The organism is Vibrio tetraodonis (genome assembly GCF_003350295.1).
In the GTDB taxonomy this organism is placed as follows: Bacteria; Pseudomonadota; Gammaproteobacteria; order Enterobacterales; family Vibrionaceae; genus Vibrio; species Vibrio tetraodonis.
The window spans coordinates 141,038-157,240 of record NZ_QLYY01000018.1 but is presented as its reverse complement, the minus strand read 5'-3'; the positions used below and the strand labels follow the sequence as shown (position 1 = coordinate 157,240).

Genomic DNA, 16,203 nt, shown 5'->3' with positions numbered 1-16,203 from the left:
CGTCAAAACCTCGCGCAGCAAGAGCGCAGCGCAGAGCAAGTGGCGAACATTGCCAAAGGTGGTTATATCCTAAAAGACTGCCAAGGCCAGCCAGAGCTTATTTTAATTGCTACGGGTTCCGAAGTAGAGCTTGCCGTTAATGCGGCGGCTGAGCTAAGCGCGCAAGGCAAGCAAGTACGCGTGGTGTCTATGCCATCGACTGATGCCTTTGACAGACAAGACGCAGCGTATCGTGAAAGCGTTCTACCATCAGATGTAACAGCGCGTGTGGCTATTGAAGCCGGTATTGCTGACTTCTGGTACAAGTATGTTGGCTTTGATGGTCGCATCATAGGTATGACGACCTTTGGTGAATCAGCACCAGCAGGCGAATTATTTAAGATGTTCGGCTTTACCACTGAAAATGTGCTGAACACAGCGAAAGAATTACTCGATTAATTCATCTTGCGCTAAACAAAGCCTCGCGATGCGGGGCTTTATGGTATGAGGAGCAAGCCGCTGTTTTCCACTTTCACAGAGATATGATCGTTATTCGGAGCTTCTAAAAAAGTATCTGCTAGCTGCGAATCAAATAGGCTTGCGAGAAAGGTATTTAAATTCGCTGAGTGAGAGATAGTCAATTTGCCTTGACTAAGAAAAATACCATTTTCACTATCAAACACTTCATCGAGTAGTTCACTTCGGATGAGGGTGCTGCCTACCGAGGCTCCCATCCCCCCTTTACCGCTTGCATTAGCGACTTGGTGCAGATCAATATCAACCTGTGACAAACGTATTTCCTCACCATCAAACACCTCATCGACTAATTCGCCATCCGTTATTTCGAGTATTTGGCTTTGGCTGTTTCCTGCATTGGTCAGGAGTATTTTTACCACAGAAGAAAGAGTTGACTGAACATCGACGATTTCATCTAAAAGCTCTCCTTGATATATGCTGAGCCACTGTGTGTCGACATTGCCAGTATGTTTTGCTCGTATTTGGACATCAGTGGATTGAATTGTCTCAGCATCCAAAACTTCGTCGACTAACTCTCCTTCACTTATCCTTATTGATTGTGTTGCCGTGACATTACCTACTTGATCCAAATGTATCTTGATTGATGAGTTGTCTATGTAATTGGCGTCCATGCTTTCATCAAGCAATTCACCCTCAAGGATCGTCAGCGTTTGACTGTCAGTGTTTGCAACTTGCTTGAGGGTAATCTCAATATCAGAATCAAAGATATTCTCCGCGTCAATGACTTCGTCAACAAGCTCTGCATCAGAAATATCGATAGAATGACTTTTGGCGTTACCCACATTGTTCAAGAAAATATCAATCTTACTTTGGCTTATTTGTCCTGTGTCTACAGTTTCATCAGAGAGTTCAGAATCAAATAGGGTTAACTGACGAGCATTAACGTTAGCGACATTGTGCTTGTGGATGTGTATTTGGCTTTGATCTAGCAGGTAGTCGATAGTTTCATTTTCTAATTGACCATCAGCTAGATTGACTTTTCCTTTGCCAAGCACATTGGCGCTATTTTGTATGTCGATATGAAAGTAATTATTTAGTGCAGGAAAGTTGTCTTCCTCCTCCATGTTGACCAATTCTTCAATTAAGCTGGCATTAGTGATTGTTAATTCAGACATCAAAGAGAGAAGGTTGATATTCGCAGAGTCTTTCACTGAAATATGTATATTACTGTTTGAACCGATAGGGCCTTTAATTATGTTATTAATCAGCGCTGCTTCATTATCGCTTTGGTTGTTTTGATTGTCTCCAACTCCAATTTTTAGCGTGTTGTGAACAGTTATATTTGCACTGTTAATGATATCAATTCGTAAAGAAGAGTTGGGGGCAATATTGGAGATTAACTGTGGAATTAAGCTGCCTTTATCAATAGTAAAGTCACTCACTTCCTGGTTGTATAGATGGCAGACTGCGATCGCTAGACTTTGGCCTGTATGGATTGATGCTGGGTAGTTGTTGGTCCATGGCTCAACAGGTCTATCTTGGTTACGTATAAATATGCCCTGGCGATTGTCACATTGGATAGGTGCTATGGGAGTAAAAGACAACTCAGAGCTTTGCGCTAAAAAAGTGATGAACCAAAATGATAATACAATCATTTTCCACATGTTTTCTCCTTGGATATTATTGAGATTTTATTTATTAGAACTCTTATTTTCGTGATGAAAAGATAGTGATGCTTTTGGGTTTTTGGGGGAATTTAGGGCTTGATAAAATCGTATTGTGAGTGACATCAAAGTTGAGTTAATTCACTATCAATAATTATATTGGCTTGTGGCATAGAGGTATTGTGGGTACTATTTGTGCCACCAAAAGTTGTAGAGGATGGAGCCATGTTAAAAGTTGCGATCAATGGATTTGGACGTATCGGTCGTAATGTGCTGCGTGCGGTATACGAGAGCGGGAAAAATCAGCAAATTAAGGTTGTTGCAGTTAATGAACTGGCTCAACCCGATGCGATGGCACATCTACTGCAATATGATACAAGTCATGGTCGATTTGGTCGAAAAGTCACTAATGACCAAGAGCACATATACATACACCATGACGCACCATACGAGGGTACTGGCGAGTTTGATTCGATTCGTATTCTACATCTTGCCGAGATAGACTTGTTGCCTTGGCGAGATCTTGAGGTTGATTTAGTCCTAGATTGTACAGGTGTATTTGGCACACAAGCTGATGGTCAAGAGCATATTAAAGCGGGAGCAAAGAAAGTTCTCTTTTCACACCCTGGCGCCCATGATCTTGATAGCACAATTATTTATGGAGTTAATCACGATACTCTTATAGCAGAACATAGGGTGGTTTCTAATGGGTCTTGCACCACCAATTGTATTGTCCCCATAATCAAAGCCTTGGATGATGCTTTTGAAATTGAATCCGGCACTATTACGACTATTCACTCTTCAATGAACGATCAACAAGTCATCGATGCCTATCACACTGATCTACGCCGCACCCGAGCAGCAAGTCAATCGATCATACCGGTAGATACTAAATTGCATAAGGGGATTGAAAGAATATTCCCGAAATTTTCCAACAAATTTGAAGCTATTTCGGTCAGAGTTCCAACAGTTAATGTCACAGCTATGGATTTAAGTGTCACAGTTCATACAAATGTGAAAGTTAATGACATAAATCAAACCATAGTTAACGCATCTCAGTGTACATTACGAGGAATAGTTGACTATACTGAAGCTCCGCTTGTTTCGATTGACTTCAATCATGACCCACATAGTGCGATTGTTGATGGTACCCAAACTCGAGTCAGTAACGGCCATTTAGTGAAAATGCTGGTTTGGTGTGATAACGAATGGGGTTTTGCCAATCGAATGTTAGATACAGCACTCGAAATGCATAAGGCACAATAGACCCAATATAGAGTGGAGATATATTTATTTTATACCTTGAAATAAATGTTGATAATCTCCATATCTAAGTAAGTTTGAAAAATTGTTAGGTTGAGCTTAACTGCTGAACCGGAAAATTTATTTTTAATATTTGAGAGGACACATCATGTCTGTGATCAAGATGACTGACCTGGATCTTGCAGGTAAACGTGTATTTATCCGTGCAGATCTTAATGTACCGGTAAAAGAAGGCAAAGTGACTTCTGACGCACGTATTCTAGCTTCCTTACCTACAATCAAGCACTGTCTTGAAGCTGGTGCAAAAGTGATGGTGACATCTCACTTAGGTCGTCCTACAGAAGGTGATTATGCGCAAGAGTTCTCTCTACAACCTGTGGTTAACTACTTAAATGACTCTCTAGATTGCGAGGTTAAGTTAGCCAAAGATTACCTTGATGGGCTAGAACTCAATGCAGGTGAATTAGTCGTTCTTGAAAATGTGCGATTCAACAAAGGTGAAAAGAAGAACGAAGAAGCATTGTCTAAGGCCTATGCTGCGCTTTGTGACGTTTTTGTGATGGATGCCTTTGGCACGGCTCACCGAGCGCAAGCGTCTACTCATGGCGTCGGCATGCATGCACCGATCGCTTGTGCTGGTCCTCTGCTGGCTAACGAACTTGATGCATTGGCAAAAGCAATGGATAAACCAGCTCGCCCAATGGTAGCGATTGTCGGTGGTTCAAAGGTTTCTACCAAACTAACCGTACTTGAGTCATTGTCAAAGGTGGCCGATCAGCTAGTTGTTGGTGGTGGTATTGCCAATACCTTTATTGCAGCGGCTGGACATAATGTTGGTAAATCCTTGTACGAAGCAGACCTAGTTGACACTGCGAAAAAATTGATGGATGAGTGTGCAATCCCTGTCGCAACAGACGTCGCTTGTGCGAAAGCTTTTGATGAGAACGCTGAAGCTGAAATCAAAAACGTCGCGGATGTCGCAGATGACGATATGATTTTTGATCTAGGCCCTGATTCAACTGCTGAACTGGCAGAAATTCTTAACAATGCTAAGACTATTCTTTGGAATGGTCCTGTAGGCGTGTTTGAGTTTAAGAACTTTGAGGCAGGAACTAAAGGTATATCTGAGGCTATCGCCCAATCTGAAGGCTTTTCGGTTGCTGGTGGTGGCGACACCTTAGCAGCTATCGACAAGTTTGGTATCAAGACTGATGTTTCTTACATCTCAACTGGTGGCGGTGCTTTCCTAGAATTTGTTGAAGGTAAGGTGCTGCCGGCAGTAGAAATGCTGGAAGCTCGCGCTAAATAATTCATTGAAAGCGGGGTTTCCCCGCTTTCTTGTTTGCTGCATATAAGGCGTTTGTTTGTTAAAATAGGCCTTGTTGTGGCAAACGTTTGCAAAAATTTAAACGAATAAGTTTTGTTTTAAAACGATAGATAAATAGGATGACAGCCATGTCTAAGATCTTCGATTTCGTAAAACCAGGTGTGATTTCTGGTGATGACGTACAGAAAGTTTTTGAAGTAGCAAAAGAGAATAATTTTGCTCTTCCAGCGGTAAACGTGGTTGGTACTGATTCTGTGAATGCAGTATTAGAAGCCGCTGCTAAAGTAAAAGCTCCGGTAGTGGTTCAGTTTTCAAATGGCGGCGCTGCTTTCTTTGCAGGTAAAGGCGTAAAACTTGAAGGTCAAGGTGGCCAAATTCTTGGGGCTGTAGCTGGTGCTAAGTATGTTCATGCTGTAGCAGAAGCTTACGGCGTACCTGTTATTCTTCACACTGACCATGCTGCGAAGAAGCTTTTACCATGGATTGACGGCCTTCTTGATGCTGGCGAAGCGTTTTTTGCTCAAACAGGTAAGCCACTTTTCTCTTCTCATATGATTGACTTATCAGAAGAATCTCTAGAAGAAAATATAGAAATCTGTGCTAAATATCTTGAGCGTATGTCAAAAATGAACATGACGCTTGAGATTGAACTCGGTTGTACTGGTGGTGAAGAAGACGGTGTTGATAACTCAGATATGGACGCATCTGAGCTATACACTTCTCCAGAAGATGTTGCTTACGCTTATGAAAAGTTGACTGCAGTCAGTCATCGTTTCACTATTGCGGCTTCTTTCGGTAACGTGCATGGTGTTTACAAGCCAGGTAATGTCGTACTGACTCCGACAATTCTTCGCGATTCACAAGCATACTGCGCGGAGAAATTTGGTATTGCTCCAAATGCGCTTAACTTTGTATTCCATGGCGGTTCTGGCTCTTCAGAAGCTGAAATTCAAGAGTCTATTAGCTACGGTGTTATCAAAATGAATATTGATACCGATACTCAGTGGGCAACTTGGGATGGTATTCGTCAGTACTCAGCTGATAACCACGATTACCTGCAAGGTCAAATCGGTAACCCAACTGGTGAAGATGCGCCTAATAAAAAATACTATGATCCACGCGTATGGCTACGTAAAGGTCAGGAGTCAATGGTTAAGCGTTTAGAAAAAGCGTTCGCAGATCTAAACGCTGTCAACGTTTTATAATAACGACCCATTTCGATACTCTGTTTACATTCCAAAGCCTGCTCATCATGAGCAGGCTTTTTTGTTTCTTCTAGCTTTAATTGAGCAATGAGATGGAGCGCACTAAAAAGAATGGCAAAACGAGTCACCATTAGATACGTTTAACGGACTAATACTTTTTCTATCTCATAAACAACTGTAACAAAAGCATTATTACTGGAGGTAATAGACTATGTCAGAGGGTGCTGGGAAGATCGAAACTCCAATTATTGATGGTTTAGGTGTCGCTGGAACTTGGGTGAATGAGCATTCGGAGCTCTTAATACAATATGGTGTGAACCTAATTTCCGCCATTCTGATACTATTTTTCGGCAATATTGTTGTTAAAGTCGTAGCCAATAGTGTTTCTAAGGTACTGAAGAAGAAAAGAATGGATAAAGCAGTGGTTGATTTTATCCACACCCTGGTTCGTTATTTACTCTTTATCATGGTGCTAATAGCTGCTCTTAGTCGAATAGGGGTACAGACTGCCTCTGTCGTTGCGGTTATCGGTGCTGCTGGCTTAGCGATTGGTTTAGCACTACAAGGTTCGCTATCAAATTTTGCTGCGGGCGTATTGATTGTTGCTTTTCGGCCGTTTAAATCTGGAGATTATGTTCAAATAGCGGGTGTTGGCGGCAGCGTTGAATCGATTCAGATTTTTCAGACAATTCTTACTACTCCTGATAATAAAATGGTCGTGGTGCCCAACAGCAGCGTGATCAGTGGACCTATTACTAACTATTCTCGTCATCAAACTAGACGAATTGATTTGGTTATCGGAGTTTCCTATCGAGCTGACTTACAAAAAACAAAGCACTTGCTGACACAAATATGCCAAGCTGACTCCCGTATTCTTAAAGATCCAGAGGTAAAAGTCGGTGTCCATGCATTAGCTGACTCTTCTGTGAACCTAGTTGTTCGTCCTTGGGTTGCCACCAGTGATTACTGGAATGTTTATTTTGATTTGATGCAGGCGATTAAAGAAGGGTTGGATAGAGAAGGTATAGAAATACCTTTTCCCCAAATGGATGTCCACCTCAATAAAGTTGAATCCTAAACCTACAAAATCAGAGGATTTTTAATTTTGAATAGATTGATCATCATAAAGTATTAGCATGGCTTTAACGTTCAATTTAGATTGATAAGTAAGCTGATTAGTCTAGGGAGTATTGGTCAAGATTGTGTCAGAAGATTGGGCAATGCTCCTCAAGCCGTTTCTACGCGCTATGATAGGTTGAACGAGTTAATTAAGGAAAAATAATAATGAAGATGATCTCTCGTCTACTTATCGTTACGTCATGTTTGGCTGGTTTTGGTGTCTATGCGGGTACGCCAGACTTCCCACATTTACAAACCACTGGTTATGGGGAGGTTAGTGCAACACCTGACATGGCCGAGTTTACAGTGAAAGTGGTTGAAACAACCATGACTGCTGAACAAGCCAAGCAAACCGTGGACAAAGTTGTTACCGATTTTCTTGCTCAGCTCAAAGAGCAGGGAATGAGTGATGATAATGTCAGCAGTTCAAATCTTTATATTGCACCCCAGTACCATTATCCTAAAAGTGGTCAACCTGAGCTCGTTGGCTATCGAGCTTCTCGAACAGTAAACGTAACAGTTAATCAACTGTCCGATCTTAATCAATACCTAGATATCGCATTGAATTCTGGTATTAATCAGGTTCAAAATGTGCAGCTAAAGGTAAAAGAACAAGCTAAGTACCAAGAGCAAGCAAGACAAGCTGCGATCAAGGATGCCAACGCCAAAGCTAAGTCACTTGCGTCAGGCTTTGATAAAGACATTAGTGGTGTTTGGCGTATTGATTACAATGCACCTAACAACCAGCCGGTGTTGATGCGCTCTATGGCAATGGATGCGAGAGCCGAATCTAACACCTATCAAGACTCTACGATCGTCATCCGAGATCGTGTCGATGTGATCTATAAACTGGATTAAAGCACCTCTATCTTAATCTGTGAGGTGCTTTCGTTTGCAGTCTACTATGCAGCTTTTTCAATACTGACTTGAATTTTCTGCATTGAGCAGTGAAGGTGGCGATCAAAATGCTCTGCCGCCTGATCTGCCTCTTTATCCATCACCAATTTTAGAATCTTCTCATACTCGTTAATTTCGAACTGACATGTGCTTAAACCAGTATGGCGAGCAAAATAACGATAACGTTTGATCTGATTGATCAGGTCGTTAAAAAATCCAAGCATATTTGGGGAGTTAGCACCTTCAAGAAGAGCAATATGGAACTCATGTTGTCGCTCTTCCCATTGCCGCCAATCAAAGTTTTCATCATCAGGGTTGAGGCGAGATAGTTTGTGATAACACGTGAGTACGTTGAGCTCCCATTCTTCTCCGCCCATTTGTATTGATTTTTTTATCATAACAGGTGCTACGGTGCGAAGACTTTCGTAAAGATCTACCAGCTCATCTAGACATACAGGAGAAACCCAACAACCTTTCTGAGGTTCTAAGCTAACATACTTGTTCCATGAAAGTTGGACTAAGGCTTCTCTGATAGGTGAGGCACCAACATGGTATCGGTGTTTTAAATCTGCGACTACGAGTTTTTGACAGGGCTTAAATTCTCCGCTCAAGATGTCTTGATAGATCATTCTCGAGACTTTATCAGTCAAGGTTGGGCTAGACACTTTCCTATCCTTATATGCATAGATACAACACTATGAAAAATATAATAAATTTCATAGTATGCAAAACTGCGGGCGATAATACAGCGTACTGATTATAGGGACAAGAGTGAAAAATAAAAAAGAGGGCGATAGCCCCCTTTTAACGATAATGAGTTTGTAACCAGTGATTACAAAACGTGTACCGAAGCTGTATTTGTTGTGCCGGATGCCACTAGAGCCCCTGAAACCATCACGACGATATCTCCCTTGTTCCCTAGGCCAGACTCAAGCGCTAGCTCTTTACCTAGTACATAGAAAGCATCAGTGCTATTGATTGACTCAACTAATACAGGTCTAACACCTTTAGTTAACACTAACTGGGCAGCAGTTCTTGAATTATTAGTTAAGGCTAGAATATTGGCAGTTGGGAAATATTTACGAACTGAGCGCGCAGATTTTCCACCTTCAGTTGCAACAACGATAAGCGGTGCGGCAAGTTTTTCTGCTGTATCTACAGCTCCTTTACATACTGCTTCTGTGATACGAAGGCGAGGGCTATCTAAACGAGAGCCTAGCTCTGCTTTTAAAGCTGCATCAGTACGGTTCGCTATTTGAGCCATAATGGTTACCGCTTCAACAGGGTATTTACCTTTGGCTGTCTCACCAGATAGCATCACAGCATCAGTGCCATCCATTACCGCGTTTGCAACGTCTCCAGCTTCTGCGCGAGTTGGGCGTGGATTATGGATCATAGAATCCAACATTTGAGTTGCGGTAATCACCATCTTACGGGCACGATTACATTTTTCGATCATCATCTTTTGTGCAAAGATCACTTCTTCTGCTGGGATCTCAACGCCTAAATCACCGCGTGCAACCATGATGCCGTCAGATTGTTCAAGAATATCGTCAAAGTTATCGACGCCTTCTTGGTTTTCAATCTTAGAGATAATGTGAATATCTTCGCCGCCATGCTCGGCTAGTACAGCACGGATTTCTTTGACATCAGACGCTTTACGAATGAATGATGCTGCAACGAAGTCTACGCCCTGCTCACAACCAAACTTAAGATCATTTTTATCTTTTTCAGACAATGCTGGCAGATTGACAGAAACGCCCGGTAAGTTAACGCCTTTGTTTTCTCCGAGAGCACCATTGTTAAGTACTTTACACTTCACTTCAGTTGCGGTTGTGGCAATAACTTCCATCTCTATTAAGCCATCATCGACCAAGATAGTATTACCTAGGTTAAGGTCGGCTGCAAAACCAGAGTATGTTACCGCGACTAGGTTTTTGTTACCTACGACTGAAGTATCTGTGGTAAAGGTAAACTCTTGACCTGCGGTTAAGTCAACATCTTTACCTTCTTCTAGTTTTATGGTGCGGATTTCTGGTCCTTTAGTATCAAGTAGAATAGCCAGTTGTTTACCAGAGTTTTCCATTACTTTACGGAAGTTGGCAATACGAGTGCCATGCTCTTGGTAATCTCCGTGAGAGAAGTTTAGGCGCATGACATTCATACCCGCGCTGACTAGCTCAGTGAGTTTTTCTACTGATTCAGTTTTGGGGCCAATCGTACATACGATTTTGGTCTTTTTCATGGAAGATATTCTCCGGTCAGTAATAGTTATAATTTGAAATTTCGTTTATCTGGTTAATGTCGAAGATCTACTTGGCCTGAGTAGCTTTCTAAATATTTAGAGCACATCAATGTTATCGTCGACTATAGAACTGAAAGTCTTTCAATTTGTTTAGTCATTTTATGACCAAACTTCTGTGGTAATACACGCTGAATTCCGCATTACCTCAAAGCATATGTGAATCGTCACATAAAACTAATGTTCAATTCTGTAATTTTTTTTCTTTTCGGTGGCAAATTCTACCACTGATTTATTGCAATATCACTGCTTAACAATTGTCTTAGGACAAGCTTTTGGTGCTATTTTTTATTTTTTATCTAAAAATAAATAGACTTATTTCTTTCGAATTGGTTATAATTTCTTTCGATTTGAAACTTTCCGTGCAATTTAAATGTCAAAGCGAAACACTCAATTAAGAAGGCATGCGATTTCTCACCTAGTGAATGAGCAAGGTGAGGTTAGTGTAGAAGCGTTATCTACTCAATTTGAAACCTCTGAAGTCACGATCAGAAAGGACTTGGCTTCTTTGGAAAAAAATGGCCAACTTTTACGTCGCTATGGCGGTGCCATTGCTTTACCCAAAGAGGTTGTCAACGATGAGCTAAGCAAAAATGTTTCGATTCGTAAGAATGAGTTAGCACAAGCCGCAGTCAAGTTGATTCGTGAGCACAACCGAATTGTTATCGATAGTGGTAGTACGACAGCATCATTAATTAAGCAGCTTGATGGAATGCGAGGTCTTGTTGTCATGACTAATTCGCTGCATGTGGCTAATGCGCTTAATGAGTTAGAAAGCGAGCCTACTCTACTTATGACTGGCGGGACTTGGGACTCACATTCTGAGTCTTTTCAAGGACAAGTTGCAGAGTCAGTACTACGATCTTATGACTTTGACCAGTTATTTATTGGTGCAGATGGTGTGGATATCGAGCGTGGTACCACCACATTTAACGAGTTAGTTGGCCTTAGTAAAGTAATGGCTGAGGTCTCGCGTGAAGTGATTGTTATGGTCGAGTCTGAAAAGATTGGCCGGAAAATTCCCAATTTAGAGTTGTCTTGGGATTCTATCGATATCCTCATTACCAACAAAGATTTAGCCCCTGAGTTGAAACTAAGTATTGAGTCTCAAGGCGTTAAAGTACTTTGTACCTAAGAACAACAGGCTAATGACGGCTTAGCTTAAAGCTTGTCGAGCCTTTAATTATTAAGTCAGCTTGATTGCTGGTTATCAGAATGAATTAATTGGAGTTACTTATGTGTGGAATCGTCGGTGCAGTAGCACAACGAGATGTAGCAGAAATTTTAGTTGAAGGCCTTCGCCGTCTTGAATACCGTGGCTATGATTCAGCGGGTGTAGCAATTGTCGACACAGAGTCGAGCCTTACGCGAATTAGAAGGTTAGGAAAAGTTCAAGAGTTGGCTGATGCTGTCAATGAAGCCAAGGTTGTGGGCGGAACGGGTATTGCTCACACCAGATGGGCAACACATGGCGAGCCTTCTGAAATCAATGCTCATCCCCACATGTCAGGTGATATTACCGTAGTTCACAATGGTATTATTGAAAATCATGAAGAGCTGCGTGAGCTGCTCAAATCTCGTGGTTATCAGTTTGAATCACAAACGGATACTGAAGTTATCGCTCATATGGTTGAGTGGGAACTGCGCTCAGCCAGTACATTAGTTGAAGCGGTGCAAAGAACAGCAAAACAGTTGGAAGGTGCCTACGGTACAGTCGCAATGGATCGCAAGGATCCTTCTCGTATTGTGGTGGCGCGCTCTGGTAGCCCGATTGTGATTGGTTTTGGTGTGGGAGAGAATTTCCTCGCATCTGACCAACTCGCACTTTTGAATGTGACTCGCCGCTTTATGTTCCTTGAAGAAGGTGATGTTGCTGAGATCACCCGCCGTGAAGTCAGTGTATTTGATGCAAATGGTGAGAGCGTTAAACGCGAAGTAAAAGAAACCGAAGTGTCTCATGATGCTGGTGATAAAGGTGAATACCGCCATTACATGTTAAAAGAGATACATGAGCAGCCAGTGGCACTTCAACGCACCTTAGAAGGACGCCTTGCCAATGGTCAAGTGGTTTCATCGGCGTTTGGTGACAATGCACATCAGCTTTTAAGCCAAGTTAAACATGTACAAATTATTGCTTGTGGTACCAGTTATCACGCAGGTCTAGTGGCGCGTTACTGGCTTGAAGAGTGGGCAGGTGTCTCTTGTAACGTTGAGATCGCCTCAGAGTTTCGCTATAGAAAATCCCATGTGTTTGAAAATTCTTTGCTGGTTACTATTTCTCAATCTGGTGAGACTGCCGACACGCTTGCAGCGTTGCGTCTTGCCAAAGAAATGGGTTATATGGCGAGTTTGACCATATGTAATGTACCAGGCTCTTCATTAGTACGTGAATCTGATATGGCGTATATGATGAAGGCAGGGGCAGAAATTGGTGTCGCTTCTACTAAGGCTTTCACTGTGCAGCTTGCAGGCTTGCTTATGCTTGCCGGGGCTATTGGCCACCACAATGGTATGGGGGCGGAGAAGGAAGCTAAGTTGGTTTCTGCACTGCAATCACTGCCAGCTAAGCTTGAACAAACACTGGCAATGGCTGAGTCTATTGAAGCTCTGGCGGAAGATTTTGCTGATAAACATCATTCTTTATTTTTGGGGCGCGGAGAGCAATCAGCCATTGCTATGGAAGGCGCTCTAAAGCTAAAGGAAATCTCCTATATTCATGCTGAAGCTTATGCTGCCGGTGAACTTAAGCACGGACCATTAGCACTTATTGATGCTGAAATGCCAGTTATCGTTGTTGCGCCTAACAACGAGCTGTTGGAGAAGCTTAAGTCTAATGTAGAGGAAGTGCGTGCACGTGGCGGCCTGATGTACGTATTTGCTGATGACAAAGCGTCATTTGAAAGTGATGATACGATGAAAGTGCTCAACGTGCCTCATTGCGATGAGTTTATTGCTCCTATCGTTTATACCTTACCACTACAGCTACTTTCGTACTACGTTGCCTTGATCAAAGGTACAGATGTCGATCAGCCACGTAACTTAGCCAAATCTGTGACAGTGGAGTAGGGCGTGAATCCTCCATTTTATTGTTTGTAGTCAGATAATAAGATGGCAGTGTTTGCTTAGGTAAACACTGTCATTTTTGCTTTGTAAATGACTATCAATGAAACTAGCGCTACGCAGGCCACAAACCAGCCCATAATTGAATATCTTAGTCCGCCGAAAGTTCTGTATTAAGGTATGCTCTTATAGAGGCGTACTTGTTAGATAAGTTGCTGCTGAACCAAGACATTAACTACGTATACTTGCTTTTAGGGATCTCTATGAATTGGGCGTTAGTTTTCATCTTTACTTTTGTAAGCGGCTTCTCGGCTGCGCAGCCGGTTGAGGATGGTAAGGCCGATGCGTTTATCAATGTTAATATGAGTTTAGAGCTGGATGGGATTGAGAAGGCTTTGGGCAATACCAATCAGTCACTAGAACATATTGGTGATGCGCTTGATAAAATTGCCCGTAGCGATAACTTGACGCCGGAGCAAAAAGCAACTCTCACGCAAACCATAACGGGCCTTCATCAGCTCGTCGATGTGTCTAAGCAATCAGTGGAATCGCTTCCCAGCGCGTTTCAAAAGTCCCAGCAATCAATTGCTGCGCAAAGTCGTATTTTTTTGGATGATTTGCAGTTAAAAGTGTTACTTACTATCAGCGCTATAGGTCTAGCCATTATATTGATTATTGCTGCTATTGGCTGGTGTATTCTAAGACCAATGCAAGCATCATTGGTGCAGGCAACTCAGAATATGTCATCAATTGCTGGGGCGATAAAAACCACCGCCAGCGCGCTTGATTCGATCTCTTTACAGCAGCATGATATTGCAGAGCGACTTGAAAGTTACCAACAGACAAAGAGAGATAACTTAGCTGATGACTCCAGTTATTAGAGCCATCGATTTTTACCTGCCTTTTAGTAATCTAATGCGCCGCGAATCGGGTAATTATTTTCTGGATCTTTTATCCAAGCGAGTCCGCGAGTAAGTGCACCGAGTTCAGGCCTAACAAAGGGGTTGTTGGAAATATCTACAACATGAAGTTTTCCCTCCTCATTGACAACAAATAAGCCAGGTTCTGCAAAATTATGGTCTGTTTCTTGGTCTGAGCGCGGATGAGAAATGTAAAGACCCAGAGTTTTCATTTGCTGCTCACTAAGACCATAAGCAATTGGAAAGCTTATCGTTAGGCTTGATAACTGCTGTTCTAGCTGCTCTTTAGAGTCTGCTGAAACCGCAATAATATCGACGCCGGCATCTAAAAATGCTTGTCTGTAGGTTTCAATTTCATTGAGGTATTTGGTACAGAGTGGGCAGTGCTTGCCTCGGTAGACGAACACAGCTTGCCAGTTAGCATCACCTGCTGCTTGGCCTAGTGTAACCAGCTGACCGTCCAATGTCGCTACTTGGATATTGGGGAAAGTATCGCCTGCTTTGAGTTTTTGTGAATATGCCATCTTGCGTCCTAACTTTGAGTTCACAGTGTATGAACCAACAAGATAGAAGATAAAAAATGGCTATTCAACCATGAAAAACTAGGGGTTAGACCTTATAAACCTTAACATTTATTTGCCTTATTATTTGTTGCTCTTGTTATTCTCTATTTGTCTGAATGGTTTGTGAGGTAAATAATGTCATATCGCTATATCTGCTGGGGGGATAGTGCTGCTGGCGCTCTTAAAATGCGTAATAAGCTAGCTTCACAGCAACATGAGATATATCCATTTTTTGATGATTTACGTTTTGGTCCTATGGAAGGGCTTGAAGATGGTGAGAAAAAGCGTCTTAGTTGGTGGAAGACAGTTTGGAACGCTCAGTGGTGGTATGAGCAAGGGGATGATGATGCGATCGCAGAGTCAGGTTTAACTTGCCAGAGTACTATCCTTGCGGTTCTAAAGGAGCAAACACCTATCGTGGTTTGGGTGGGCAATACCGCTCAAGACAGGCTGATGTTAGCTATGTTAGCCCATAACGCTGACCCTAAAACGCCTTTATTTGTGATGGATATTACTCATCAAGTAAAGGATGAGTATCTTGGCCAGTATGCGGTAGCTATGTGTGAACCCAAGGAACTTGTTCCACTTGTTTCAAAAGAGCTTGGCAACAATGAACGAGCGGAGCTTTCTTCGTTATGGGCTGATTGGCGTTTACGAGATAGAGGATATCGAGATCTTGATAGTAATGGAGATATTGTCCAACATCCTGAAACCTATTGGGATCAATATTTATTAGCTAAAGTAGAGCAACTTGGTAAAGACTCTGTTGCTCAAGTGGTTGGTGAAGTAATGGGAGAGTATAAAGGGTTTATGGCATGTGAATTCCTATTTTGGCGTTTGGATATGCTGCGCCGTGAGGGCAAGGTGTGCTATTTTGCAGTGGAAGGCCCTGAGCCTCAGCCTCCGCTGGTATCGTTTAGTTAGACTTTTTAAACGAAAATTATCTTGTTTAAAGCGCAGAGCATAGACCTCTGCGCTATTTGTCATATGGCTATGGCTATGGCTTAGCTCGATAAATTGCGCAGCTTTGGCTCGTCGCTGAGGTATTCAACGAACTCGACTTCAAACCCTGCAGGGTCGAGAAAATAGATATTTTTGCGATAAGGATCATCAGCCCCGTCTTTTGCTATCGGGTAGCCAGCTTTGAGCAACCGGCTAATAACCGCATCAATATTACTAGTGACGTAGGCAAAGTGTGCTAACCCTACTTGGTGTCCAGATAAATCCCGGTTTTCCCCCTCACCATGATCACTGAACGCCAAATATTGATAATCATCACCAAAATGCATCCAGTTTCTAGGTTTTCCAGACCAAGTGCCTTGCCCTTGATCTCGGATCTTCCAATGTGGAAATGCGGCTTGATAGAATTTCAGCATTTCTGCAATGTCTTTTACTACTAAATTAACGTGTTCTAACCCCATCATAAC

15 protein-coding genes are annotated in these 16,203 nt (G+C 42.3%); 10 read left to right on the top strand and 5 right to left on the bottom strand.

Features of this window, described 5'->3' with window-relative positions; all coding sequences use genetic code 11:
- Window positions 1-438, top strand: a 438-nt coding sequence (locus DPF90_RS14485; RefSeq protein ID WP_275895336.1) for a transketolase-like TK C-terminal-containing protein, incomplete at its 5' end; no start/stop codon positions are given.
- Between the two features lie 38 nt (window positions 439-476).
- On the opposite strand, the gene DPF90_RS14480 is transcribed toward DPF90_RS14485, so the two are convergent.
- Window positions 477-2,120 (bottom strand): hypothetical protein, encoded by a 1,644-nt coding sequence (locus DPF90_RS14480; RefSeq protein WP_114787047.1) that lies wholly within the window; start codon window positions 2,118-2,120, stop codon window positions 477-479.
- Window positions 2,121-2,345: 225 nt separating this feature from the next.
- On the opposite strand from DPF90_RS14480, the gene epd reads away from it, so the two are divergent.
- From epd to DPF90_RS14455, 5 genes are all read left to right on the top strand, one after another.
- Window positions 2,346-3,386 carry an erythrose-4-phosphate dehydrogenase gene (gene epd, locus DPF90_RS14475; RefSeq protein WP_114787046.1) on the top strand — a complete coding sequence of 347 codons (1,041 nt, stop codon included), beginning with the start codon at window positions 2,346-2,348 and terminating at the stop codon, window positions 3,384-3,386.
- 145 nt (window positions 3,387-3,531) lie between these two features.
- Window positions 3,532-4,692: a phosphoglycerate kinase gene (locus DPF90_RS14470; RefSeq protein WP_114787045.1), complete on the top strand. Its 1,161-nt coding sequence runs from the start codon at window positions 3,532-3,534 to the stop codon at window positions 4,690-4,692.
- 146 nt (window positions 4,693-4,838) lie between these two features.
- Window positions 4,839-5,915 (top strand): class II fructose-bisphosphate aldolase, encoded by a 1,077-nt coding sequence (fbaA, locus tag DPF90_RS14465; protein WP_114787044.1) that lies wholly within the window; start codon window positions 4,839-4,841, stop codon window positions 5,913-5,915.
- A 211-nt stretch (window positions 5,916-6,126) separates the two neighbouring features.
- Entirely contained in the window at window positions 6,127-6,993 is an 867-nt protein-coding gene (mscS, locus tag DPF90_RS14460; protein ID WP_114787043.1) for a small-conductance mechanosensitive channel MscS, read from the top strand.
- Window positions 6,994-7,199: 206 nt separating this feature from the next.
- Window positions 7,200-7,892 (top strand): oxidative stress defense protein, encoded by a 693-nt coding sequence (locus DPF90_RS14455; protein ID WP_114787042.1) that lies wholly within the window; start codon window positions 7,200-7,202, stop codon window positions 7,890-7,892.
- Between the two features lie 44 nt (window positions 7,893-7,936).
- Here the strand turns inward: DPF90_RS14455 and DPF90_RS14450 are convergent, their stop codons facing one another.
- Window positions 7,937-8,596: a GntR family transcriptional regulator gene (locus tag DPF90_RS14450; RefSeq protein ID WP_114787041.1), complete on the bottom strand. Its 660-nt coding sequence runs from the start codon at window positions 8,594-8,596 to the stop codon at window positions 7,937-7,939.
- A gap of 167 nt (window positions 8,597-8,763) precedes the next feature.
- Entirely contained in the window at window positions 8,764-10,176 is a 1,413-nt protein-coding gene (gene pykF, locus DPF90_RS14445; RefSeq protein WP_114787040.1) for a pyruvate kinase PykF, read from the bottom strand.
- 430 nt (window positions 10,177-10,606) lie between these two features.
- Between pykF and DPF90_RS14440 the strand changes: the two genes are divergently transcribed.
- The 3 genes from DPF90_RS14440 to DPF90_RS14430 all read left to right on the top strand — a co-directional run bounded on the left by DPF90_RS14440 (window position 10,607) and on the right by DPF90_RS14430 (window position 14,174).
- Window positions 10,607-11,368, top strand: a complete 762-nt coding sequence (locus tag DPF90_RS14440; protein ID WP_114787039.1) for a DeoR/GlpR family DNA-binding transcription regulator — start codon at window positions 10,607-10,609, stop codon at window positions 11,366-11,368.
- 101 nt (window positions 11,369-11,469) lie between these two features.
- Complete coding sequence (gene glmS / locus DPF90_RS14435; protein ID WP_114787038.1) at window positions 11,470-13,299, top strand: glutamine--fructose-6-phosphate transaminase (isomerizing); 1,830 nt, start codon at window positions 11,470-11,472, stop codon at window positions 13,297-13,299.
- A gap of 257 nt (window positions 13,300-13,556) precedes the next feature.
- On the top strand, window positions 13,557-14,174 hold the full coding sequence (locus DPF90_RS14430; protein WP_114787055.1) for a hypothetical protein: 618 nt from the start codon (window positions 13,557-13,559) through the stop codon (window positions 14,172-14,174).
- A gap of 23 nt (window positions 14,175-14,197) precedes the next feature.
- Here DPF90_RS14430 and DPF90_RS14425 read toward each other — a convergent pair whose 3' ends face one another.
- Entirely contained in the window at window positions 14,198-14,737 is a 540-nt protein-coding gene (locus DPF90_RS14425; RefSeq protein ID WP_114787037.1) for a redoxin domain-containing protein, read from the bottom strand.
- Between the two features lie 174 nt (window positions 14,738-14,911).
- Here DPF90_RS14425 and DPF90_RS14420 point away from each other — a divergent pair, with 174 nt between their 5' ends.
- Entirely contained in the window at window positions 14,912-15,700 is a 789-nt protein-coding gene (locus DPF90_RS14420) for a DUF1835 domain-containing protein (RefSeq protein WP_114787036.1), read from the top strand.
- A gap of 80 nt (window positions 15,701-15,780) precedes the next feature.
- Here the strand turns inward: DPF90_RS14420 and DPF90_RS14415 are convergent, their stop codons facing one another.
- Window positions 15,781-16,200 (bottom strand): VOC family protein, encoded by a 420-nt coding sequence (locus DPF90_RS14415; protein WP_114787035.1) that lies wholly within the window; start codon window positions 16,198-16,200, stop codon window positions 15,781-15,783.
- Window positions 16,201-16,203 lie beyond the last annotated feature (3 nt).